This window comes from Amycolatopsis lexingtonensis (assembly GCF_014873755.1).
GTDB classification, from domain to species: Bacteria; Actinomycetota; Actinomycetes; order Mycobacteriales; family Pseudonocardiaceae; genus Amycolatopsis; species Amycolatopsis lexingtonensis.
The window spans coordinates 4,383,270-4,406,907 of sequence record NZ_JADBEG010000001.1; the positions used below are offsets into that span (position 1 = coordinate 4,383,270).

At 74.3% G+C, this 23,638-nt stretch carries 23 protein-coding genes; 1 reads left to right on the forward strand and 22 read right to left on the reverse strand.

The window, feature by feature from the left end; translation table 11 throughout:
* Position 1 precedes the first annotated feature (1 nt).
* The 21 genes from rfbB to H4696_RS19440 all read right to left on the reverse strand — a co-directional run bounded on the left by rfbB (position 2) and on the right by H4696_RS19440 (position 20,430).
* Entirely contained in the window at positions 2-982 is a 981-nt protein-coding gene (gene rfbB / locus H4696_RS19340; RefSeq protein ID WP_086856395.1) for a dTDP-glucose 4,6-dehydratase, read from the reverse strand.
* Entirely contained in the window at positions 982-1,962 is a 981-nt protein-coding gene (locus H4696_RS19345; protein ID WP_249026836.1) for a Gfo/Idh/MocA family protein, read from the reverse strand. Before H4696_RS19345 ends, rfbB begins: the two co-directional genes overlap by 1 nt.
* The gene (locus H4696_RS19350; RefSeq protein WP_086856339.1) at positions 1,959-3,242 is read right to left on the reverse strand and encodes a nucleotide disphospho-sugar-binding domain-containing protein; all 1,284 of its coding nucleotides are present in this window, start codon (positions 3,240-3,242) and stop codon (positions 1,959-1,961) included. Before H4696_RS19350 ends, H4696_RS19345 begins: the two co-directional genes overlap by 4 nt.
* Entirely contained in the window at positions 3,239-4,003 is a 765-nt protein-coding gene (locus H4696_RS19355; protein WP_086856340.1) for a class I SAM-dependent methyltransferase, read from the reverse strand. Before H4696_RS19355 ends, H4696_RS19350 begins: the two co-directional genes overlap by 4 nt.
* Entirely contained in the window at positions 4,000-4,221 is a 222-nt protein-coding gene (locus H4696_RS19360; protein WP_086856341.1) for a ferredoxin, read from the reverse strand. The genes H4696_RS19355 and H4696_RS19360 overlap by 4 nt, the downstream gene beginning before the upstream one ends.
* Positions 4,218-5,438 (reverse strand): cytochrome P450 family protein, encoded by a 1,221-nt coding sequence (locus tag H4696_RS19365; RefSeq protein ID WP_211299593.1) that lies wholly within the window; start codon positions 5,436-5,438, stop codon positions 4,218-4,220. The genes H4696_RS19360 and H4696_RS19365 overlap by 4 nt, the downstream gene beginning before the upstream one ends.
* Position 5,439: 1 nt before the next feature.
* Positions 5,440-6,084, reverse strand: coding sequence for a putative quinol monooxygenase (locus tag H4696_RS19370; RefSeq protein WP_086856342.1), 645 nt, complete (start codon positions 6,082-6,084; stop codon positions 5,440-5,442).
* Positions 6,081-6,962 carry an SDR family oxidoreductase gene (locus H4696_RS19375; protein WP_086856343.1) on the reverse strand — a complete coding sequence of 294 codons (882 nt, stop codon included), beginning with the start codon at positions 6,960-6,962 and terminating at the stop codon, positions 6,081-6,083. Before H4696_RS19375 ends, H4696_RS19370 begins: the two co-directional genes overlap by 4 nt.
* A 32-nt stretch (positions 6,963-6,994) precedes the next feature.
* Entirely contained in the window at positions 6,995-8,095 is a 1,101-nt protein-coding gene (locus H4696_RS19380) for a carboxyl transferase domain-containing protein (protein WP_211299594.1), read from the reverse strand.
* Positions 8,092-9,285, reverse strand: coding sequence for an MFS transporter (locus H4696_RS19385; protein ID WP_086856345.1), 1,194 nt, complete (start codon positions 9,283-9,285; stop codon positions 8,092-8,094). The genes H4696_RS19380 and H4696_RS19385 overlap by 4 nt, the downstream gene beginning before the upstream one ends.
* 5 nt (positions 9,286-9,290) lie before the next feature.
* On the reverse strand, positions 9,291-11,249 hold the full coding sequence (locus tag H4696_RS51285; RefSeq protein WP_086856346.1) for an SDR family oxidoreductase: 1,959 nt from the start codon (positions 11,247-11,249) through the stop codon (positions 9,291-9,293).
* Positions 11,246-12,175, reverse strand: a complete 930-nt coding sequence (locus tag H4696_RS19395) for an aromatase/cyclase (protein WP_086856347.1) — start codon at positions 12,173-12,175, stop codon at positions 11,246-11,248. Before H4696_RS19395 ends, H4696_RS51285 begins: the two co-directional genes overlap by 4 nt.
* Positions 12,176-12,202: 27 nt before the next feature.
* Entirely contained in the window at positions 12,203-12,988 is a 786-nt protein-coding gene (locus H4696_RS19400) for an SDR family NAD(P)-dependent oxidoreductase (protein WP_086856348.1), read from the reverse strand.
* A gap of 32 nt (positions 12,989-13,020) precedes the next feature.
* Positions 13,021-13,281, reverse strand: a complete 261-nt coding sequence (locus H4696_RS19405; protein ID WP_086856349.1) for an acyl carrier protein — start codon at positions 13,279-13,281, stop codon at positions 13,021-13,023.
* Between the two features lie 9 nt (positions 13,282-13,290).
* Complete coding sequence (locus tag H4696_RS19410) at positions 13,291-14,559, reverse strand: ketosynthase chain-length factor (protein ID WP_086856350.1); 1,269 nt, start codon at positions 14,557-14,559, stop codon at positions 13,291-13,293.
* Entirely contained in the window at positions 14,556-15,824 is a 1,269-nt protein-coding gene (locus H4696_RS19415; protein WP_086856351.1) for a beta-ketoacyl-[acyl-carrier-protein] synthase family protein, read from the reverse strand. Before H4696_RS19415 ends, H4696_RS19410 begins: the two co-directional genes overlap by 4 nt.
* Entirely contained in the window at positions 15,821-16,147 is a 327-nt protein-coding gene (locus H4696_RS19420) for a TcmI family type II polyketide cyclase (protein WP_086856352.1), read from the reverse strand. The genes H4696_RS19415 and H4696_RS19420 overlap by 4 nt, the downstream gene beginning before the upstream one ends.
* A gap of 23 nt (positions 16,148-16,170) precedes the next feature.
* Complete coding sequence (locus tag H4696_RS19425; protein WP_086856353.1) at positions 16,171-17,634, reverse strand: FAD-dependent monooxygenase; 1,464 nt, start codon at positions 17,632-17,634, stop codon at positions 16,171-16,173.
* A 259-nt stretch (positions 17,635-17,893) separates the two neighbouring features.
* A complete protein-coding gene (locus H4696_RS19430; RefSeq protein WP_211299595.1) occupies positions 17,894-18,571 on the reverse strand; it encodes a response regulator transcription factor in 678 nt (225 codons plus the stop codon).
* Positions 18,572-18,713: 142 nt separating this feature from the next.
* A complete protein-coding gene (locus tag H4696_RS19435; RefSeq protein WP_143264917.1) occupies positions 18,714-18,947 on the reverse strand; it encodes a hypothetical protein in 234 nt (77 codons plus the stop codon).
* Between the two features lie 157 nt (positions 18,948-19,104).
* The gene (locus H4696_RS19440) at positions 19,105-20,430 is read right to left on the reverse strand and encodes an MFS transporter (RefSeq protein WP_086856355.1); all 1,326 of its coding nucleotides are present in this window, start codon (positions 20,428-20,430) and stop codon (positions 19,105-19,107) included.
* Between the two features lie 128 nt (positions 20,431-20,558).
* Here H4696_RS19440 and H4696_RS19445 point away from each other — a divergent pair, with 128 nt between their 5' ends.
* Positions 20,559-21,437, forward strand: coding sequence for a PaaX family transcriptional regulator (locus H4696_RS19445; RefSeq protein ID WP_249026837.1), 879 nt, complete (start codon positions 20,559-20,561; stop codon positions 21,435-21,437).
* A gap of 9 nt (positions 21,438-21,446) precedes the next feature.
* Here H4696_RS19445 and H4696_RS19450 read toward each other — a convergent pair whose 3' ends face one another.
* Positions 21,447-23,543, reverse strand: a complete 2,097-nt coding sequence (locus tag H4696_RS19450) for a primosomal protein N' (protein ID WP_086856356.1) — start codon at positions 23,541-23,543, stop codon at positions 21,447-21,449.
* Between the last annotated feature and the right edge of the window lie 95 nt (positions 23,544-23,638).

Consider the following 23,638-nt stretch of genomic DNA (forward strand, 5'->3'; position numbering starts at 1 on the left):
CTCACAGCGCGGCGGCGCGGCTCGCGGAAGCGGCCCACCAGCCGGGGTTTTCGCGGTACCAGGCGACCGTGGCGGCCAGCCCGTCGTCGAACGGGACGCGCGGGGCCCAGCCCAGCTCGGTGCGGATGCGGCTGTCGTCCAGCGCGTAGCGCCGGTCGTGCCCCTTGCGGTCGGGCACGCGGCGCACCAGCCGCTCGCCGGCCCCGCACAGCTCGAGCAGCCGCCGGGTGAGCTCCAGGTTGCTCAGCCCGGTCCCGCCGCCCACGTGGTACACCGCGCCGGCGCGGCCGCCGGTGAGCACGGCGTGCACGGCGCGGCAGTGGTCGTCGACGTGCAGCCATTCGCGCACGTTGCGCCCGTCGCCGTAGAGCGGCACGGGCCGGTCCTGCAGCAGGCTGGTGACGAACCGCGGGATGACCTTCTCGGGGTGCTGGCGGGGCCCGTAGTTGTTGCAGCAGCGGGTGATCGAGACGTCGAGACCGTGGGTGCGCCAGTACGCGCGCGCCACCAGGTCCGAAGCCGCCTTGGACGCCGCGTACGGCGAATTCGGCAGCAGCGGCGAGTCCTCGGTCCAGGCGCCGTCGTCGATGGAGCCGTACACCTCGTCGGTGGACACGTGCACCACCCGGGCCACGCGGGCGTCGAGGCACGCCTGCAGCACCGCGCCGGTGCCCTCGACGTTGGTGCGCAGGAAGTCCCCGGCCACGGCCAGTGATCTGTCCACATGGGACTCCGCGGCGAAGTGCGCCACCAGGTCGTGCCCGGGCACGAGAGCGGCCAGCAGCGCGGTGTCGCGGATGTCGCCCTCGGCGAACTCCAGCCGCGGGTGCGCGGCGGGCAGGTTGTCGCGGCGGCCGGCGTAGCCGAGGTGGTCGAGCACCGTGACCCGCGCGCCGTCCGTGCCCGGGTAGGCGCCGTCGAGCAGGCCGCGGACGTAGGCGGAGCCGATGAACCCGGCTCCCCCGGTGACCAGGATCCGCATCACGCCACCGCCCCGCACACCCGCGCGGCCGCCGCGACCTCGTCGGACAACGCGGCCAGCCGCAGCACGTTGTGCCCTTCGAGCTCGCCGGGGACGCCGGTCCGCACCGACCGGGCGAACTCGGCCAGCACGTTGCCGAACTGGTCGTCGGCGGGCAGCGTCCGCCGGTCGATCCGGTCCTGGGTCTCGATCCGCAGCACCGGCCGGTGCTCGGCGGGCGGCGTGTACGCCCACTCCACGACGATCCGGCCGGTCTCGCCCCAGAGTTCGTAGCTCGCCCGGTAGGCGTGCTCCATGCCCCAGGTCAGGTGCGCGGTGCGGCCGGCCGGGTCGGTGAGCAGCGCGGCGCCGGACAGGTCGACGCCGTGCTCGGCGCTGTGCCGCACGACCGCGCCGGCGACCGAAAGCTCTTCGCCCAGCAGCATCAGCGCCGTCCGCAGCGGGTAGCCGCCGATCTCCACGAGCGCGCCGCCGCCGGCCGCGGTGTAGCGCATGTCGCCGGCGGGCTTGGGCGGGAAGGCGAACTCCGCGGTGAGGCTGCGGATCTCGCCGATCGTGCCGGCGGCCACCAGCTCCCGGACCACGGCGTGCTGGCGGTGCCGGGCGAACATGAAGTTCTCGACCAGCGAAAGCCCGCGCTCCTCGGCGAGGCGGACCAGGCGCAGGCTGGCCGGCAGGGTCCCGGTCAGCGGCTTTTCGCACAGCACGTGCAGGCCGGCCCGCAGGGCGCGCTCGACCCACTCGGCGTGCAGGGCCGCCGGGAGCGGGACGTAGACGGCGTCGAGGTCGCGGCGGGCGAGCAGTTGCTCGTACCCCTCGACCGCTTCCCCGCCGAACTCCGCGGTGACGCTCTTCGCCTTCGTCTCGTCCCGGCTCGCGACGGCCACGAGCTCGACGTCGCCGCTGCGCGCCACCGCCGGCAGCATCCGGCGCCGGACGATCGACGCGCAGCCGAGCACGCCGAGCCGCACGGGCGTCACCGGGTCACCCCGCGGTGCTCGGCGGTCAGCCGTTCCAGCGCGGGGACGACCTCGGTGGGCGCCGGCACGGCCAGCGCGTCCCGCCGCAGTTCGGCCGCGCCGTCGGCGAACGACGGCTCGGTCATGATCCGGGTGAGCTGCTTGCGCACCACGTCCGCGGCGAACGGCTCGTCGTCCACGACGAGGCCGGCTCCGCTCGTTTCGACGAGCCGGGCGATGTCGTCGTAGTAGACGCTGCGTTCCTTCCAGACCAGCTGCGGCACCCGGTGCGCGACGGCGGCCGCGAACGTCCCGCCCCCGCCGTGGTGGATGATCGCCGCGCAGGTCGGCATGAGCAGGTTCAGCGGCAGGTAGTCGACGACGCGGACGTGGTCCGGCACGTGCCCGACGGACGCCAGCTGCGCCTCGTTCAGCGTCGCCACGACCTCGACGTCCAGCCCGCCGGTGACTTCGAAGAGCTCTTCGGCCGCGACTTTGCTGGTGCCGCCCGGGAAGAAGCTCCGGATCCCCGCTCCCAGCGACACCGCGACGCGCGGGCGCTCGCCCGGGTCGTCCAGCCAGTCCGGCACGGTCATCGTGCCGGTGTAGGGCACCGGCCGCAGCGGGACGTACCGCAGCTCCGGCGCGGGCGTGCGCAACCGCACGCCCGGGTAGGCGTCGAGGGTGAACTGGCCCAGCAGGAGGTCTTCGCCGAACTCGACGCCGAAGCGCTCGAGCATCGGGCGCATGTGCGCGAGCATCGGGTCGGCCGGCGCGCCGGGGCGGGCGGTGACCCGGTTGAGCACGGCCCGCAGCCAGGCGACGTCGTCCACCGACCACAGCACCCGCGCGTGCGCGGCACCGGAAACCCGCGCGGCGATGGCGGCGGGGAACGAGATCGAGTCCCAGACGATGAGGTCCGGCCGCCACCGCAGGGCGAACGCCACCAGGTCGTCGGCGAGCAGGTTCCCGCGCGCGCCCGGCGGTTCCGGGTCGTAGTAGCGGCGGAACCCGCGCAGCACCATCTTCGACGGCGGCCGCCCGGGCGCGCGGTCGCGGCCCTCGTCGCCGATCAGCTCCAGGACCCGCTCGTACAGCGCGTCGCTTTCGTGCGCGTTGGCCTTGGGGAAGTCCCACTCCCCCGCCGCGACCGCGGTCAGGCCGAGCGCGCGCACCGCGTCGGTCATCTCCGGATGGGTCGCCACCCGGACCTCGTGGCCGGCGCCCTGCAGCGCGCCCGCCAGCGGGACCAGCGGGTTGAGGTGCGCGAACGCCGAAGGCGCGCAGAAGAGGACCTTCATCGCCGCCCCCGCACCGAAAACAGCAGCGTGGTGACGTCCCGGACCTCGGGCCGGTCGAGCGTCGCCACGAACTCGGCGACGTCCTCGGCGGACACCAGGCCGTTTTCCACCAGGGGCGCGCCCTGCAGGTTCATCCGCGCTCGCATCAGCTCGTTCTCCTCCTCGCCCTGCCCGGGCCCGAGCGGCCGGACGGTCTGCTCCACCGCTTCGAAACCGGTGCGCGCCAGCAGCGACGGCAGCCGGCGGGCGAGCCGCCAGTCCAGGCCCGCGCCCGCAGCGGCCTTCGCGTAGCCCTCGACGACCCGGCGGCCCAGCGGGGTCGCGCAGTCGTCGCTCGGCATGAAGTAGAAGTCTTCGGCGACCAGGTACCCGCCCGGCGCGAGCCAGCGGTGCACGCGGCCGAGCACCGCCTCGGGATCCGGCAGGTACGACAGCACCGCCCGGGCCAGCACGAGGTCGAACGAGCCGTCGGGGAAGTCGGCTTCGGCCAGGTCGGCTCGCCGCACGGTCAGGTTGTCCGCCGCGGCGGCGGAGAGGTGGCTGGTGTCGCGGTCGAGCGCGAGCACCGAGCCCCGCGGGACCTGCCCGGCCAGCCAGCGTGACATCGACCCGAGGCCGGCCCCGAGGTCGAGGCAGCGCCAGTCCGGGCGGATGCCGAGGCCGGTGATCATCCCGCGGGTCCCCGGGTCGTAGTTGCGTTCCCACAGCCTGCCGATCACCTGCTCGGCGTCTTCGGCGACCTGTTCCGCTTCCTGGGTCATCGGGCACTCCCTTCGTCGGTCCCGTGCACCGTGATCGCGCCGGTGGGGCAGCACCGGGCGACGTCCTCCAGCAGTTGCGCGTCCCACGCCCCGGCCGCCGGGGGCCGGAAGACGGCGAACCCGTCGCCGCCGACCCGGAACAGCCCGGGCGCCATCACCTCGCACGACCCGGACCCGCAGCACAGGGCCCGGTCGACGCGGACGGCCGGCCCGCTCATCGCGCCGCGTCCACCGGCAGCGCGGTCAGCCGGCGCATCGCCCAGTTCTCGATGTAGCGCACGTCGGCTCGGCCGGTCGCCAGCCGCAGGCCGGGGAACCGGCGGAACAGCGCCGTCACCGACAGCCCGATCTCCAGCCGGGCGAGCGCGGCGCCGAGGCAGTTGTGCAGGCCGTGCCCGAAGCCGACGTGCCGCGGCCCGGTCCGGGCCAGGTCGAGCCGTCCGGGGTCGGGGAACCGCGCGGGGTCGCGGTTGGCCGCGAGCAGCCCGGCGATCACCGGCGAGCCGGCGGGCAGCCGGGTGCCGGCGAAGTCGACGTCTTCGGTGGTCACCCGGAACAGCGCGGTGGTCAGCGCGCCCTCGTAGCGCAGCAGTTCTTCCACCGCGGCCGTGGTGTCCGCGCCGGCGGTCAGCGCGGCCCGCTGGTCCGGGTGGTCGAGCAGCGCGAGCACGGCGTTGCCGAGGAACGCGCGGACGGTGTCGCTGCCCGCCATGATCATCGCCGCCACCATCGCGACCAGTTCGCGCTCGTCGAGGCGGTCGCCGTCCTCGGAGGCCTCGACCAGCGCGGACGTCAGGTCGTCGGCCGGCGTGCGGCGCTTCTCGGCGACCAGTTCTTCCGCGTACTCGCAGATCCGCGCGAACCCGGCGGGCACCTGGTCCATCAGCGCCGGGTCCGAGGGGAACGCCTGGGTCAGCGCGTCGACCAGGTCGCGGTGGCGCTCGATCCGCAGGCCGAGGATGGCGCCGAGCATCTCCGAGGAGACGACGCCGGCGAAGTCGTCCATGACGTCGAACGTGCCGAGCGCGGCGCAGCGGTCCAGGGTCCGGTCCACCAGCCCGGTGAGCGCGTCCCGCCACCGCTCGACGCGGCGGGTGGTGAACGCGCTCATCGCGAGCCGGCGCAGCCGCGTGTGCGCGGGCGGGTCGACCACGGTGACCGCGCGTTCGAGGACGCTGCCCGCCCCGCTGACCAGGCCGGCCTCGCGGAACTCGCGGTTGCCCCAGGTGCCGCCTTCGGAGCTGAAACGCGGGTCGGCCAGCAGGGCGCGCACGTCGTCGTAGCGCGTGACCAGCCACATGCGCACGTCCCCGACCGGGAAGCGGAATTCGTGCACGGGGTCGTGCTCGCGCAGCCGGTCGAGCGTCGGGTACGGGTCCTGGTAGTAGCCGGCGGTGAACAGCCCGGCCGGGGGTGCTTCGGCGGGGGTGGTCATTTCAGCTCCTTTCCACGGTGATCACCTCGGCGACGACCGAGCAGCGCACGATGACGGGCTCGGCCGCTTCGAGCCGGGCGATCGCCGGCTGGCCGGCGGCGTTGCGCGGATCCGCCATGTAGGCGTCGAACGCGGCGACGTCGGTCCACTGTGGATAGTTGACGAAAGTGGTGTGGTCGGGGCCGATCGCGGCGTCCGCGGAGATGAACCCGGGGAACTCCCGCTTCCAGTCCCCGCTGCGTTCCAGCAGCTCGGTCAGCGCGAGGGCGCTGCGGCGGCCGCCGACGTGCCGGACGGCGAGCACGGCGACCCCGGGCGCGGCACCGGCGTCCGGGCCTTCGATCCGGGCGACGAGCTCGCCGCCGTAGCACCGCGGGGTGCGGATGGCCGCGCGGCCGGCGACCCCGCGCAGCCGCTGGGCGAAGGGCCCGTCGCGGAAGGCCGCGTGGTCGGCGGCGCTGCGCCAGCCGTGGCGGAGCACCACGGTCCGCCCGTCGACGCCGAGGTGCAGGCGCGCCGAGCGGAACCCGGCCGCGTCGCGCAGGCTCAGCAGCTCGTCGTCGAGCTGCGCGGAGAGGGCCCGCGCGGCCGCGGCGTCGGCCGCCGACAGCACCCAGAACCCGGCGAACCCCTCGTCGCCGGTCATCGCGCCGCACCGCGCCGGAAGCGGTGTGCGTGCTCCTCGGCCCAGTCACGGAACGTCCGGGCGGGCCGGCCGAGCACCTCGGCGACGGTGTCCGTGCGCGTCTCCGGCGTCTCGACCAGGGTCGCGAAGTACTCGAGCGCACCGTCGGCGTAGGTCGGCGGCCAGCCGGCCCCGACCATCGCGCGCCGCGCGTCGTCGTGCGCGACCTCGGCCCACGCGAGCTCGCGCCCGGCCGCCGCCCCGATGATCCGCAGCTGTTCGGCCTGCGACAGCGCTTCGGGACCGGTCACGACGTACCGGCGATTCTCGTGGCCGTCCTCGGTGAGCGCGCGGACGCCGACGGCGGCCAGGTCGGCTTCGTGGACCGGCGTGCGGACGGCGTCACCGTAGGGGAACCGCACGACGTCGCCGCCCTCGAGCTGGCCGGCCCAGCCGAGCGCGTTGCAGGCGAACCCGGTGGTCTGCAGGAAGGTCCACGTCAGCCCGGCCTTCTCGATCTGCTGCTCGAGGTAGGCGTGGCAGTTGTTGTCCACCGGCTCCAGTCCGATGTGGACACCGATCGACGAGACGAAAGCGACCCGCCCGGTGTACCGGCTGATCACCTCCAGCACGGCGGGCGCGGTGCTCACGTCGAGGGTGAAGAACGGCCACATGAGGAACACGCCGGTGACGCCGTCGAGGGCGGGCACCAGGCTTTCGGGTTCCGCCAGGTCGCCTTCGAAGACCTCGGTGCCGTCGGGGATCCGGTCCACGGCGGGGTCACCGGGCGGCACCAGCGCGCGGGCCGTCACCCCGGCTTCGAGGAGCTGGGCCAGCGCGTGCGGCCCGACGTTGCCGGTGGGCCCGACGACCAGGACGGTCCGGGATTTCTCGGACACGGCTTTTCCTTTCCCTGAAGAGGATTCCGGTTTCACCGCGGCACCGCCCGCGCGCGCAGCACCGCGAGCCACCGCACCAGCACCCGCCGGGTCTGGGCCGGCTGGATCACCTCGTCGGCCGCCGGGGGCGGGCCATCGTGGCGCCAGGCGAGGCAGACGTCGGCGCCGAGCGGGCGGGAGTCCAGCGTCAGGCCGGTGCCGGCTTCCGCCGGGCGCAGCAGCAGCGAGACGCGGGGCGTGGTCGCCGCGCAGTACGCCGCCAGCAGGGCCGGGTGCGGCCGGACCGGCGGCACGTCCGCCACCGTGACGAGGGGGATCCCGAAGGTGTCGCAGAACCCGACGAACCGCGCCGCGTCGCCGGCGCCCGCCGCGCGGTCGCACGCCGCCACCAGGCCGACCGGGTGGCCGCCGATCCGGGCCAGCGCGCACCGGGTGCCCGGCCCGGTCCCGACGGTGACGCATTCGCCGTCGTCCACGACCTCCGCGATGAGATCGCCGACGTCGAGAGCGGACCGGTGGCGCACCAGGCGCTCCGGCGGGTCTTCGCACGGCTCGCCGCGGGGTGGTTCGCGCCGGTTCGGCGGCAGCAGGGCCAGCAGCCGCCGGACCTCCTCCAGGCACGTCGGCTCGTCGTCGTGCACGAACTGCGCCGTGGCCGGTGCCGCGGCACCGCGGACGGCGAACACGAAGTCGGCCAGTGCCGCGCCGTAGGACGTGCCACCCGGGCAGGGCCCGAGCAGGACGGTGATCTGCGGGACGGTGCCCGCCAGCGCGGCCGCCCGGCGCAGCGTGCCGCCGTAACCGTCCGGTGCGGCGACGTCCTCCCGCACCCCCGCGCAGTCGTCGAGCGCCACGACCGGGGTGCCCTCGGCCAGCGCAGTGTCCAGGAGCCGCTGGATCCCCGCGGCGGACGCCTCGCCCAGCGCGCCGCCGGCGAACCGCAGGTCGTGCGCCCACAGGTGCACCAGGCGGCCCTCGACCTCGCCGCGCCCGGTGAGCACGCCGTCCCCGCGCTCGAGCTCGGTGAACGAGCCAGGGTCCAGCAGCAGGGAAATCCGTTCCCGGGCCGTGAGCAGGCACCGGTCGTGCCCGCGCGCCACGGCGCCGGGGTGTTCGAGCGTGTTCAGGCTCATCTGCTTCCTCCTCGAGACTCCGCGGCCGGGTGCCGCCATCCCGCTAGGGCGACGCCCGCGCCCGCGCCCCCCACCACCGCGACCACCATCCACACCGGACCGTCCAGGCCGGCCACCGCCACGCCCGCGAGCAGCACGGTCACCGCGCCGAACTGCACGCAGCTCTGGTAGACCGGGACCGCCCTGGCCCGGGCCGCGGCCGGCAGCGCGGCCACCGCCTGCACGTTGAGCGCGCCGAAGGCGAACACGAACCCGATACCGGCGAGCACCAGCGTCGGGGCCAGCCGCGGGTAGCCGTCCCCCGGCAGCGGCAGCAGCTGCCAGGCGTAGCCCGCCGCGGCCGCCACCGCGCCGGCGGCGATCAGCCGGGCCGTGCCGATCGCCGCGACCAGCCGCGCGGTGACCGGCGAGGTCAGCGCGACCGGCAGGCACGCGGGCAGGCAGCCGGCGGCGACGGCGAGCGGGCTCCAGCCGCGTTCGTGCAGCGCGTAGGTCGTGACCAGCAGGGTCGTCAGGTACGTGCCGTTGAGCACCGCCGCGCCGAACGCCGAACGCGTGAACGGGCCGTTGCGCGCCAGTCCCCGCGGGAACGCCGCGACCGGCGCCCGCGGCGCGTCCGGGGGCACCACCGCGGCGGCGAGCCCGGCGAGGACCAGCGCGACGGGCGCCGGGAACAGCAGCACCCACCGCGGTCCGGCGCCGGCGAGCGCCCCCGACACCAGCAGGCCGGTGGTGAAGCCGGCCGCGCCGAACGCCGCGTACAGCGCCACCGCCCGCCGCTGCCGTTCGCCCTCGGGGACCGCGGCGGTGAGCACGGCCAGCCCGCCGGGCGCGGTGAGCGCGGCGCACGCGCCCTTGACCAGCCGGGCGGCCACGAGCACCGCGAAGTCGCCGGTCACCCCGGCGACCGCGGACGCGGCCGCGAAGCCGAGCAACGCCGCCAGGTAGACCCGCCGGGTGCCGAACCGGGCCGCGAGCCACGGGCCCGCGGGCAGCACCGCCCCGAACCCGGCGGCGAACGCGGTCAGCAGCCACTGCGCCTGCCCCGGCCCGGCACCGAACGCCCCGGCCAGCGCCGGGAGCACGGGCACGAGCACCGACACCTCGAGCGCGTCGAGCAGCATCGTGCCGGCGAGCACGAACACCAGCGGCCGCGGGGCCGCGCGGACCGGACCTGCCGTCTGCGCCACGGTCCTCAGCCGCCCAGCAGGGTACCGCCGCTGGCGTCCACATAGGACCCGGTGATCCAGCGGGCGCCGGGGCCGGCGAGGAACTCGACGACGGCGGCGACGTCGTCGGTCTCCCCCACCCGGCCGAACGCCGAGAGCGACGCCATCTGCGCGACGGCTTCGGCGTTGCGGAAGACCGGCGACCCGTTGTCGGTGATGCCCGGCCCGACGCTGTTCACGGTGATCCCGCGCGGGCCGAGGTGCTTGGCGAAGTGCAGGGTCAGCTGGTCGACCGCGCCCTTGGTCATCGCGTACGCGACCTCCTGCGGGTTCGCGAAGCGGGTCAGGCCCGACGAGATGTTCACGATCCGGCCGCCGTCGGGCAGGTTCCGCAGCGCGCGCTGGACGAGGAAGAACGGCGCCTTGGCGTTGACCGCGTAGAGCCGGTCGAACTGCTCGGGCGTGATGTCCTCCGGGGCCACCCCGCCCATCACGCCGGCGTTGTTGACCAGGATGTCGAGGTCGGTACTCCCGGTGCGCTCCTTGAGCCCGAGTTCGAGCGCGAGGAACAGTTCGTGGACGCCGCCGGGCGCGGCCAGGTCGGCGCCCACCGCGAACGCGCGCCCGCCGTCGCCCTCGATGGCCGCCACGACCTCGGCGGCCGCGGCCTCGTTTTCCGCGTAGTGCACGGCGACGAGCGCGCCGGCACGGGCGAGGCGCTCGGCGGTCGCGCGGCCGATGCCGCGGCTCGACCCGGTGACCAGCGCGGTCTTTCCGCTCAGCTGAGCCATTTCCGTCCTCCTGGGGGTGGTGGGGCCGGCGCCGGGGCGCGCGGCCGGGCGTGGGGTGTCGAGCGAGCTGATCGCCGCGGCGAGGTGCCGGCGCACCGGCCCGAGCTCGAGCAGCTCCCCGACCACTTCGCGCAGCGCCTCGACCTCCGGGCCGCCGAGCAGCAGGTTCGCCTGTGCTTCGATGCCGGCGAGCGCGCGCCGCCCGACCGCGTGCCGGACGTCGTGGTAGCCCGCCAGCAGCGCTTCATCGGGCTCGCCGGTGAACTGGGCCGCCAGCCGCGGGGCCAGCTCCGCGGCGTCCTGGAGGCCGAGGTTGATCGCCTGGCCGCCGACCGGGAGCTGCGCGTGGGCCGCGTCGCCCGCCAGCACGATCCGGCCCGCGCGGTACCGCTCCGCCTGCCGCCGGACGTCCCCGAAAGCGTTGACCCACAAGGCTTCGCCGTGCGAGACGTCCTCGCCGGTGACGTGGCGCCACACCTCGGCGAACTCGGCGAACCCGGGCTCCCCCGGCGACGTGCGCGGGGCGCGGCCGTACTCGTGGACCATGAGCCGGGTCGTCCCGTCCGGCCCGCGCGAGGCGATCGCGAGCCCGGCGGGCCGCCGTTCGAAGCGCCGGTCCGGCACGTCGATCCCGCGGACGTCGGCCCGCAGCAGCTCCCGCTGGGCGTCGTGGCCGGGGAAACCGATGCCGGCCAGCCGGCGCACGGTGCTGTCCTCGCCGTCGCAGCCGGCGACGAAGGCCGCCCGCCACCGGACCGGCCCGGCCGGGCCGATCGCGGTCACCTCGACGTGGGTCCCGTGCTCGGTCAGCGCGGTGACCCGGTGCCCGCGGCGCAGGTCCGCGCCGCGGGCCACCGCCCGCCGGGCGAGCACGGCTTCGACCTCGGTCTGCGGCGCTTTCCACTGCCCCGCATAAGGGTGTGCCGGATCGGCCTCGGCCAGGTCGAGCCCGAGCCCGCCGAAGTGGCCCGCCCCGCCGCGCGATGGCGGTCCCAGCTCGTCGAGCAGCCCGCGTTCGGCGAACAGCTCCATCGTGCGGGCGTGCAGCGTCGACGCGCGGGACTCGGTGTGCGGCGCGGTCCGCTGCTCCAGCACGGTCACCGCGACGCCGGCGGCGCTCAAGTCGTGCGCCAGCAGCAAACCGGCCGGGCCGGCGCCGACGACGAGGACGTCGGCGGCCTCGGGGCGGGTCACGGCCGCGCTTCCGCGTGGTCCTTCGCGAAGCCGAGCGTGGCCCGGCTGTTGGTGCTCAGCGCGGTCCGGACGAACTCGCGGGCCTCGGCGACCCCCGCGCCGTCCCCGAGCACCTTCGCGATGTTCGCCGTGTTGAGCACGACGGTGTGCTCCGACGACGCCGTCGTGCCGCCACCGGGCTCCTCGGCGAAGTCCCAGCGGCCGGTGTGCAGCGTCATCAGCGCGGGCAGCGTGGTCTGCTTGTAGACGATCCGGTGGTGCGGGAAGCACACCCGGACCGACTCGGTGGTGTGCACCGAACCGTCCTTCGCGCGGGTGTCCATCCGCAGCACCTGCAGGCCGGGGCTCGGCTCGCGCAGGTCGACCGACGAGACGTGCGGCAGCCGCTCGGCCCACAGCGCGGCCTGGTCGACGAAGTCGTAGACGTCCTTGGCCGGGGCGTCGATCCGGACGGTGTCGGTGAAGGAGAACGTCAGCTCGGGGTTGGTCACCAGCTCGACGTTGTGCTTGAGCGCGGCCAGTTCCGACCGGCTGTTGGTGTCCACCGCCCGGTCGATCCACGCCAGGCCGCCCGGGTCGTCGCCGACCGCGCGGTAGGCGTGCAGCAGCCGCACCTTCGCCGTCGCCGCCGACACCGGTTCGACGATCCACGTGCCGCTCATCTCGGCGACCGGCGGCGTGGAAACCTCTTGGTGGAAGGAGATCCGCCGGGCCGCCGGGTCGAGTTCGCGGCGCGAGGTCCAGTTCTTGGGCTCGCCGTTGGCGGTCGCCCAGATCCGGATCCGCTCGGTGCCCTCGCCCCGCTCGACGTGGTCGACGAAGACCGTCGGCGGGAAGATCCGCGGCCAGTTCGCCACTTCCGCGACGAGCCGGTAGACCTCGTCCGCGGGCGCGTCGACCAGGATCTCGTGTTCCGCTTCGCGCATGGTCGTCCTCCAGTCCCTCTCGCCGGATCAGAAGTTGCCGAGCCCGCCGCAGACGTTGAGCGCCTGCGCGGTGATCGAGGCCGCGGTGTCGGTCACCAGGTAGCCGACGAGGCCGGCGACCTCGTCCGGCGTCGAGTAGCGGCCGAGCGGGATCTTGGCCTCGAACTTCTTCAGCACCTCGTCCTCGGACGTCCCGTACGCGGCCGCGTAGCCCTGCCGCACCCGTTCGGCCATCGGGGTTTCCACGTAGCCGGGGCACACCGCGTTGACGGTGATGCCGGTCGGGGCCAGCTCGTTGCCCAGCGCCTTGGTGAACCCGACGACCCCGTGCTTGGACGCCGAGTACGGCGCGCCCAGCACGACGCCTTGTTTTCCCGCGGTGGAAGCGATGTTGACGATCCGGCCGTGGCCGGCCGCCGCCATGCCCCCGGTGGTGAGGACCTCGCGGGTCATCCGGAACACGCTGGTGAGGTTGGTCTCGATGACGTCGAGCCACAGCTCGTCGGCGATCTCCGCGGTGACGCCGCCGCCCGATCGGCCGGCGTTGTTGACGAGCACGCCGACCGGGCCGTACCGGTCGACGGCGGCGCGCACGAACGCGGTGACGTCCTCGCCGGACCGCACGTCGCACGCGGCGCCGTCGGCCTCGAAGCCGGCGTCGCGCAGTTCCTTCACGGTGGTGGCGACGTTCTCGGCGGTGCGCGCGCCGAGGAACACGCGCAAGCCCTGGCGAGCCAGCAGCTTGCTCACCGCGAGCCCGATCCCGCTCGTGGCGCCGGTGACGACCGCGGTGCGGCCTTCCTGGTCGGTCATTCCTGCTCCCGTCGTCGTGGGGGTGGCCCGGTTCAGGCGTGGACCTTCGCCAGGTGCTCGTTCACCAGCTCGACCAGCGCCCGGGGCGTCGTGGCCTCCGCCAGCGCGGACTCGTCGAGGGTCAGGCCGTACTCGCGCTCGATCCGGCCGGCGGTTTCCAGCAGCGCCAGCGAGTCGTAGCCCAGCTCGGCGAACTCGACGCCGGCGGGATCGCCGGCCGGCTCTTCGGTGTCCCCCGAACCCTCGCGCAGGATCCGCATCAGGTCGTCGAGGGTGAATCCCTTGTCGGACATGCCTTCCTCTCACTTCTTTCCACTGTGGACGGTGCGGACGAGCAGCGCCGAGTTGAACCCGTTGCCCCGGGCGAGGACCAGTGCCGACCGCAGCGGGCGCTCGCGCGCCTCGGTGACCAGGTCGAGGTCGAGCCCGGCGGCCGGGCGGACGCCGGTGGCCGGCGGGATGACGCCGTGGCGCAGGGAAAGCAGCGCCGTGGCGAGGTCGAGCGCGCCCGCCCCGGAGCACAGGCGCCCGGTCAGCGTCTTCGGCGCGGTCACCGGTACGCCGTGCGGGCCGAACACGGCGCGGATCGCCGCCGCCTCGGCGCGGTCGAGCTCCGGAACGGCGGCCGCGTCGGCGAACACGACGTCGACCTCGGCCGCGGTGGCGCCGGCGTCGGCCAGCGCGAGCTCGATCGCCCGTCGCAGCCCGGGTTCGCCGCCGCTGCCGGGCGGCGGGTCGAAGGTCGCCGCGTGCCCGGCGAGCTCGCCGTAGACCCCGGCGCCGCGGGCTTCGGCGGCCGCGAGCGGCTCGACCACCAGCAGGGCACCGCCCTCGCCGGGCACGTGCCCGGCCGCCGCGGCGTCGAACGGCAGGTAGGCCCGCCGCGGGTCGTCGCTCGTGCTCAGCGTGCCGGCGGCCAGCTGCGCCGCCCAGCCCCACGGGCAGATCGACGCGTCCATCCCGCCGGAGACCACCAGGCCGGTGCCCTTGCGGATCTGGCGGCGGGCCTGCGCGACGGCGTCGAGGCCGCCCGCCTGGTCGCTCACCACCACGCCGCTGGGCCCGCGCATCCCGTGCCGGATGGAGATCTGGCCGCTGTTGACGGCGTAGAACCACGCGAACGACTGGTAGGCGCTGACGTACTTGCCGCCGCGGGACCACAGGTTGCGCAGCTCGTTCTGCCCGAACTCGAAGCCACCGGACGAGCTCGCGGTGACCACGCCCATGCTGAAGGACGGCTGCTCGGCCGGGTTCACCCCGGCGTCGGCCAGTGCCTCGTCGGCGGCGACCAGCGCGAGCTGGGTCATCAGGTCGGTCTGCGGCAGCAGCCGTCCCGGCAGGTGCTCGGCCGGGTCGAACCCGGTGACCTGCCCGGCCAGCCGCGCCGGGTAGCGGGCGGGGTCGAAGCGGGTGATCCGGCGGATCGCGGACTCGCCGTCGCGGGTGGCGCTCCAGTGCCGTCCCGCGTCCAGCCCGGTCGGGGCCGTGACGCCGATCCCGGTCACGACGACCGGCCCGGTGCCCGTGTGCTCCGCCGCGTCGGGCGCCGGCCGCGGCTCGACCGCGGTCACGCCGCCGCCCCGGGCCGGGTCAGCACGATCGCGCTCTGGAACCCGCCGAAGCCGCTGCCGACCGACAGCACGGTGTCGGTCCGGTGCTCGCGCGCGGTCACCGGGACGTAGTCGAGGTCGCACTCGGGGTCGGGGGTGTGCAGGTTCGCCGTCGGCGGCACGACGTTTTCGCGCATCGCCAGCACCGACGCGGCGACCTCGATCGAGCCGATCGCGCCGAGCGAGTGGCCGACCATCGACTTCACCGAGCTGACCGGGACCCGGTGGGCGTGCTCCCCCAGGCTCAGCTTGAAGGCGGCCGTTTCGTGCCGGTCGTTCTGGCGGGTGCCCGAGCCGTGCGCGTTGACGTAGTCGACGGCTTCGGGGGCCAGCCGGGCTTCGCCGAGCGCCACCCGGATCGCCTCGGCCATTTCGCGGCCGTCCGGGCGCAGGCCGGTCATGTGGTAGGCGTTGCACCGCGAGGCGAACCCGGCGACCTCGGCGTACACCTGGGCGCCGCGGCGGCGAGCGCTTTCCAGTTCCTCCAGCACGAACATCGCGGACCCCTCGCCGAGCACGAACCCGTTGCGGGTGCCGTCGAACGGCCGCGAAGCGTGCTCCGGGTCGTCGTTGCGCGGGGTGGTCGCCTTGATCGCGTCGAAGCAGGCGACCGTGATCGGGCTGATCGGCGCGTCGGTGGCGCCGGCCAGCACGACGTCGGCGCTGCCTTCGCGGATCAGCTCGGTCGCGTGGCCGACCGCGTCGAGCCCGGACGTGCAGCCGGTGGACACCACCGAGACCGGGCCGCCCGCCCCGACCGTCCAGGCCACTTCCGCGGCGAAGGAGCTGGGGACGAAGTAGTTGTACAGGTGCGGCACGGCGTACTCGTGGTCGACGAGCTCCAGCCGGCCGCCGTCGGACACGGTCCGGTACTCCTGGTCCAGCCCGGTCGTCGCGCCGACCGCGCTGCCGACCGTCACGCCGAGCCGGTGCGGGGGCAGGCCGGCGAACTCCAGCCCGCTGTCGGCCACCGCTTCGCGCGCGGTGACCACGGCGAGCTGCGCCGCGCGGTCCATCCGCCGGATCTCCTGCGGGCTCAGCCCGAGCAGCTCCGCGTCGAAGTCGATCTCCGCGGCCACCTGGGACCGGAACGGCGACGGGTCGAAGAAGCTGATCCGCCGCGTCGCGGTCCGCCCTTCGGACAGCAGGCTCCAGAAGTCCTTCACGCCGACGCCGCCGGGCGCGGTGACCCCGACGCCGGTCACGACCACGCGCCGGGCCGTCACTCCGCGCTCCAGCGGTAGAAGCACTCCGCCATGGCGTCCTTGGGCGAGCGCCAGGTGTCCGGGTCGTAGGCATCGATGTGCGGCTTGAGGTCCTCGCTGATCCGGACGAACCGGGGGTCGCCCTTCGCCGTCTCGATCCGCTCGCCGCCGTCCTCGGCGTCGAAGTCCTGCAGGTGGAAGTAGAGCCCCCGGTAGCTGAACAGCTGGCGCCGCCGGGTCCCCATCCGGTGGGGCATTTCGCCGGCGTCGAACTCGCCGAACAGCTCGGCGACCGCCTGGCCCGCGTCCGGGCGCATGCGGGCCACGATCAGGGTGCTGTGCATCGTGCGTCTCCTTCTCGGGTTCTCTAGCGGTGCGCCGGCCCGAACCAGCGCTCGAGCGCCATCGGCAGGTCGGCGTGCGTGCCCGGTGCCGCCCAGGCCACGTGGCCGTCCGGGCGGACGAGGACGGCGGTGGTGCCGCCGGGGACCGGCCCGGCGACCGGGCGGGCGGTGACGACGTCGATCCGGCCGGTCCAGGCCGCCGCCCGGTCGCGCAGCGTCGCGTTGCCGGCGAAGTCGAGCAGCAGGCCGCGGGCGGGGCGCAGCAGTTCGGCCGTGGACGAGGAACGGCCCCCGCGGTCGAGCTCCAGCCGCGGCAGCCGGCGCCCGAGCCACGGGTGGCTCCCGCCGCCGACGTCGTAGGTGATCTCCAGTCCGCTGACCATCGCGGCGAGGTGCCGGGCCACGTCGGGGTAGCCGGTCAGCTCGGCGAGCACGTCGCGCAGGGGCTGCATTTCCGCGCCGTTGAGGAAAAGCAGCCCCTGCGCCCGGGTGTTCATCAGCAGCCGGACGCCGACCGGGTGCCGCTCGCCGTGGTAGGTGTCCAGCAGGTCCGCTCGCGCGGTGCCGCGCACGACCGCGGCCAGTTTCCAGCCGAGGTTCACCGCGTCCTGGATGCCGGCGTTCATGCCCTGCCCGCCCGCGGGGAGGTGGACGTGCGCGGCGTCGCCGGCGAGCAGGACGCGGCCGCGCCGGTATTCGGTGACCTGCCGGGTGGCGTCGCCGAAGGCGCTCAGCCAGACCGGTTCGGCGGCCGAGATGTCGATGCCGGTGATGCGTTTCCACGCGTCGGCGACCTCGTGGAACGGCGGCGGGCCGGTCCGCCGCCGCGGTGGTGCTTCGCGCTCGCAGACGATGATCCGGGTGACCCCGCCGGGCAGCGGCCCGACCATCACCATCCCGCCCGGCAGGCTCTCGCCGATCATCCGGGGTTCCAGGTCGACGCCGCGCAGGTCGGCGAGGAACATCTCCCGCGTCGCGGCGGTGCCGGGGAAGTCGAAGCCGACGGCCTTCCGCACGGTGCTGCGGCCGCCGTCGCAGCCCACGAGCCACCCGGCCCGCAGGACGTACTCGCCGGCCGGGCCGCGCACGGTGACCGTCACGCCGTCGCCGTCGTCGCGGACCCCGGTCAGCTCGTGCCCGCGCCGGATGTCGGCGCCGAGTTCGCCGGCCCACGCCTCCAGGACCGCTTCGGTCGCCGACTGCGGGATGGTCTTCGCCGCCTGGTGCGCGCCGTCCAGCAGGCCGAAGTCGACCGGGATGCCGCCGAAGTGCCCCTGGTCGCTGGTCTGGACCTCGCCGAACCGGCGGAGCAGGCCGCGCTGGTCGAACACCTCCATGGTGCGTGCGGTGAAGCCGAGCCCGCGCGATTCCCCGGTGCGGGCGGGCAGCCGTTCGAGCACCACCACGCCGATCCCGGCCAGGCGCAGCTCACCGGCCAGCATGAGACCGGCGGGGCCGGCCCCGGCGATGACGACGGGCGCGTCCATGTCTCCTCCTCGGGTCGAGCGCGGGAAAGCCGAATGTGCGAAAAGGACACCGGCGCCATTTCTATTTGCCGGGCCCCGGCATTGGTGGCTGCATTCGAAGTATCAACGCGCCCGGTCGAGGCAGTCAAGAACGCGACTGACAGGAGAACTACAAGAAAAAGTCAACTCGGCAATTCGACGGGAACCGGGCAATCCGGCGGGAACGCAGGAAAAGGCCGCCGCGGTCGAGCCGCGACGGCCTGTTTCCGGGAATGCGCTTTCAGTTTCCGGTGAAGCAGAACCCCACGCCGTGGACGGTGCGGATCCACCGGTTCGAGCCCAGTTTCCGGCGCAGCACGCTGACGTGCGTGTCGATCGTGCGGCTGACCTTCGTGTCGGCCGTGTGCGTCATCGGGTCGCCCCAGATCTCGGCCATCAGCCGGCGCCGCGAGAACACCACGCCCGGCTCGCTGGCCAGGCGGTACAGCAGGTCGAACTCCTTGCGCGTCATCTCGATGGACGCGCCGCCGAGGCGCACCCGCCGGGTGGTCGCGTCGATCCGCAGCGGGCCGCGCACGACCAGCGCCCCGTCCGAACCGGCCCGGCCGCGCACCCGCCGGGTGACCGCTTCGATGCGGGCCATCAGTTCCCAGAAACCGCACGGCTTGTCCAGGCAATCGTCCGCGCCGGCCCGGAGCCCGAGCACCCGGTCGGCTTCGGTACCGCGTTCGGTGAACGCGATGATCGGCGCGTCCCTGGCATTCCTGATCCGGCGGCAGACCTCGAACCCGTCGATGTCCGCGATGCCGAGATCGAGCAGGATCAGATCGGCGTCCCAATGTTTTTCGAGCGCTTCGGCCCCGGTCGAGACCCCGGTGGCCTCGTGCCCGGAGCGGCGCAGTCCGTCGACCAGGACGGCCGCGCCTTTTTCGTCGTCCTCCACCACCAGCACATGCATGACCAACCCCCACAGAAAGGCCGTGGAACCACTCGACCCGGCCGGCATCCACCGTCCCCAGTCCGTCGGTCGTGGCACCCCGATGTGCACACCCGGCGCCCGAACGAGCACGCACCGCACGCGCAACGCTCGTTGTACCTACTCAGACTAACAGGCGGACATCTGCTGTCAAGTCGAAGGAAATCCCATCGAACCGACAGCGAAAGCCGCCGTGCGCCCAGGATTTCGCCGTTTCGGCGCGCAAATCGTGCGTGATCCGAAATTCGATCATCCGCCCCGCGTACCCCCGTTCGGCCGCGGATTCCCCGCCGCCGGCGGGCCCGCGGCCGGAGCAATCGTTTTCCCGCACGGCCGCCCCAAGATCGCCGACGACCACGACATTACCGAGCCCGTCGACGCGGCAAACCGCCGATCAGGTGACGTCGGCACCATCACATTCCACTTAGGACAATTCCGGGTCCGCCACCGCGAAAGTCCACAGTGGACAAAGCGGTGGCCGGGAGCGCTCCCCGCGCGCGCTCCCGGCCCAAGGCTCACCTGGTCCCGCGGATCCCCTCCGGCGCGGGCACCTCGGCGCCGTCCGGGTCGGCGAGATCGCTGCGGTGGCTTTCGGCCAGCGCGAGCACGCTGAGCACGGTGAGCAGGCAGCACGCGGCGATCACCACGGAGATCACCAGCGTGCCGGCGCCGGCGATGCTCGCGAACACCACCGGGGCGACGCCGGCACCGAGCCCGGCGATCTGGTAGCCGAGCGACGCGCCGGTGTAGCGGGCGCGCGTGCCGAACAGTTCGGTGCACAGCGCGGCCAGCGGCCCGTACATCGCCGGGTGCGCGATCGACTGCCCGAGCACGAGCGCCAGGAGCAGCAGCCCCGCCGAGTGGCTGTCGACCATCGGGAACAGCAGGAACCCGACGATCGCGGTGGCCACCGCGCCCCCGACGACCACCGGGCGGCGCCCGACCCGGTCCGAAAGCGCCGAGAACCCGATGATCCCGGCCACCGCCCCCACCGACGACACGGTGATCGCGTTGAGCACGGTCTGGCGCGCGAAGCCCTGGCCGACCGCGTAGGCCAGCACGTAGGTGGTGAGCGTGCCCTGCGCGACGAACGCGCCGAAGCCGACGCCCACCGCCAGCAGCAGGTTCTTCGGGTGCCGCCGGAGCACCTCCACCAGCGGGGCGCGCGACGGGCGGCTCGTCGCAGCGAAGACCGGCGTCTCGGTCACCTTCAGCCGCACGAACAGGCCGATGGCGAGCAGCACCACGCTGAGCAGGAACGGGACCCGCCAGCCCCACGCCAGGAACTGCGCGTCGGTCGTCACCGCGGCCATGAGCGTGAGCATCAGCGTGGAGACGACCATGCCGCTGGGGGCGCCGGCGTTGGTGAAGCTCGCCCACAGGCCGCGGCGGGTGGTGGCGTGCTCGGCCGACATCAGCACCGCGCCGCCCCACTCCCCGCCGACCGCGATGCCCTGCAGCACGCGCAGCACGACCAGCAGGATCGGCGCCAGGGCGCCGGCCTGGGCGTAGGTGGGCAGCACGCCGATCAGCGCGCTCGCGATGCCCATCATCGTCATGGTGATCACGAGCATCCGCTTGCGGCCGAGCAGGTCCCCGAAGTGCCCGAACACGATCCCGCCGAGCGGGCGGGCCAGGTAGCCGGTGGTGAAGGTGCCCAGGCTCGCGATCGTGCCGACCACCGGGTCCAAGCCGGAGAAGAAGACCTTGGAGAACACCACGGCCGACGCCGTGGCGTAGAGCAGGAAGTCGTAGTACTCGATCACGCTGCCCAGGTAGCTGGACAGCACCGCCCGGCGCAGCTGCACGGGCGAATGGTGGGGGCCCTGGGTGTCCGTCATCGCGTGTCCTGCCTCGTCGCCGACCGCCGGATGCGGACGTGGCCTGCGCCACATCCGGCGAGAACATTAAGCACATCGGTGACCGCGGTCAACACCATGCCCAACATCGACTCGCTTATGCTGGCCCGGTGACCACCGTGGCCGAGCACGCGACCGAGCAGGGTGACGACCTCTCCCCCGGCGGGACGCCGCGCCCGCAGGCGCTGCTGCTCGCGTTCCTCGGCGCGCACGTCCTCGGCCACGACGTCCAGGTGGCCACGGCGAGCGTGCTCGAGGTGCTGGGCCGGGCCGGGGTCTCCGAGCACGCGGCCCGCTCGACGCTGAGCCGGATGGCCCGGCGCGACCTGCTGCGGCGCACCCGCCGCGGCCGCAACGTCTACATCGGACTGACCGGCCGGTCGCGCGCGATCCTGCTCGACGGCGCGCACCGCATCTGGCACCTCGGCGCGGTCGACCACGAGTGGGACGGCACGTGGACCCTGCTCGGCTTTTCGATGCCGGAGTCGTGGCAGCGCCAGCGCCACGTGCTGCGCTCACGCCTGCTGTGGGCCGGGTTCGGCAGCCTGCAGAGCGGCCTGTGGATCGCACCCTCCACAGTGGACACGGCACCGCTGCTGGACGGCCTGGGCACCGACGGTCACGTCAAGGTGTTCCAGGCCCGCGCCCTGCCGCCGACGGAGGTCGCCGAGATCGTGCAGGAGGCGTGGGACCTCGAGCGCATCGCGAGCCAGTACCGCGGTTTCCTGAGCCGCTGGAACGAAACGGGCGAAGCGGCGGCACAGGCGCCGGACAGCCTGGCCCGCCACCTCCGCCTGGAAGCCGACTGGCTGCAGACGATCCGCACCGACCCCCGGCTCCCCCGCGGCCTCCTGCCCGACGACTGGCCCGCGGAGCCGGCCCAGGACCTCTTCCGCGGCGCGAGCACCGAACTGAAGCGCGCGGCGCAAACGATCGCCGCCGGCATCCTCGACACGATCCCCGAAGAGCAGGACGGAGAAGACGGCTAACGGCCTTCCTCAGATGAGCTCCAGCGGGTCCAGCTGGACGCGGATCGGTTCCGTCGCCTTCTTCGCGTCCCGCCGGGCCGCCGCCGCGTGGATCGAGGCCGCCAGTGCCTTGCCGTCGGCGCGGGACACCCGGACCAGTGCCCGTTCCCGTTCCGCGTTGCCCTCGTCGTCGATCTCGCCCAGCGGGACCGGGCCCAGCACCTCGCCGGTGTCCGGCAGCGGGAGGTCGGCCAGGAAGCCGGCGACGGCGTCCGGGGTGCCCTCCACGCTCGCCATCCGCATCGACGGCGGGAAACCCAGCTCGCGGCGCTCGCCCAGCTCCTGGCCCGCGTGCCACGCCGGGTCCCAGCGGACCAGGGCCTGGACCACCGGCAGGCCCGCCTCCGCGCCGACGATCACCCGGCCGCCCTCGGCCGACGGCCGGACCAGGGCCGCCGCGGCCATCCAGCGGCGCAGGGTTTCCTCCGCCGCCCGCAGGTCCTGGCGGCCGAGGAGGGCCCAGCCGTCCAGGAGCAGCGCCGCGCCGTAGCCGCCTTCGGCCACCGGTTCCGCTCCCGGGGTGCAGACCACCAGTGCCGGTTTGCCCGGGACCGAGGACAGCACCTCCGCCGCGCCCGAGGTGCGGACCGGAATGCCCGGGAACGCGCGGCCGAGCTCCTCCGCCGTGCGCTTGGCGCCGACGATCACCGCCCGCAGCCGCACCGAACCGCACGCCGTGCAGCGGAACGCCGTTTCCGGGACGCCGCACCAGCGGCAGGCCGGGGGTTTCGGCTGCCCGTCGATCGAGCCGCCCGGCAGGGACAGCGGGCCCGCGCAGCGGCGGCAGTGGGCGGGCGTGCGGCAGTTCCCGCAGGCCAGGCCCGGGACGTAGCCGCGGCGCGGGACCTGGACCAGCGCCGGGTGCCCGGCCGCGAACGCCTGGCGCGCGGCCTCGAACGCCACCGCCGGGAGGCGCGCCACCCGCGCGGCTTCGTCGCGGGCGACGTCGAAGTCCTCGCCGACCGGCGTGACGCGCGGGGCGGCCGCCCGCAGCACCGTGCGGTCGGCCAGGACCGGCTGCGCCCAGCCGGACTCGACGAGCAGCTGGGCCTCGGCCGTGCGGGCGAACCCGCCTACCAGCAGGGACGACTTCGTCGTGTGCGCGCGGTCCATCAGCACGTCCCGGACGTGCGGGTACGGCGCGTGCTGGTCGAGGTGCAGGTCGTCGCCGTCGTCCCAGACGACGAACAGGCCGGGGTCGTGGACCGGCGCGAACATCGCCGCCCGCGTGCCGACCACCACCCGCACCGCGCCGCGCAGCACGGCCAGCCACCGCCGGTACCGCTCGGCGGGCCCGAGCCCGGCGATCAGCGCCACGACGGCTTCTTCGCCCAGCAACTCGGCGCACGCGTCGTGCACGCGGGTCAGGTCGCGGTGGTCCGGCACGACCAGCACCGCGCCGCGGCCGGACGCCGCCACCGTGCCGGCCGCCTCGGCCAGCCGGCGCGGCCAATCCTCGCCCGGCAGGGCCTGCCAGACGGCGTTCGCGGGCTTCCCCTCGGCGAGCGCCTCCAGGAACGCCGGGCCACGCTGGTACCGCGTCCAGGCTTCGGTGTCCGGCGCGTCCGGCACAGCCGCGGGCGCCACCGGCGGCTCCGCCTCGGCCTTCGCGTGCCGGGGCGGGATGGCGAGCCGCAGGACGTCCGACAGCGTGCCGCCGTAGCGGTCGGCCACCGCCCGGCACAGCGCGTGCAACGACGGCGGCAGCACCGGCTCGGCCGAGGTCACGCGGTCCAGGAACGCCAGCTTCCGGTCGTACTCGCTGGATTCGCCGCGCTCGATCAGGTAGCCGTCGACGAGCTGCCCGGCGAACCGGACGCGCACCCGGCACCCGGGCACCGCGGTCTCGTGCAGCTTCTCGGGCACGAGGTAGTCGAAGGTGCGGTCCAGGTGCGCCAGCGGGATGTCGACGACGATCCGCGCGACCGGCCGCTCGGGCGCCGGAGATTGCGCCCCCTTGGCCTTCTCCCCCGGCTTCGGCTTCTTCCGGGCACGCGAAGGCGCCGCCTTGCTTGCAGGCGGCTTCTCGGGAAGCTCCCAGAGAGCGGCGGGCTCGGAACTACTCACGCCACTGATCTCTACCAGACCCCTCCGACAACCCCGACGCCGAACGCCGTGAAGGCCTCCTTACCGGGCATAAAAGCCGGTAAGGAGGCCTTCAC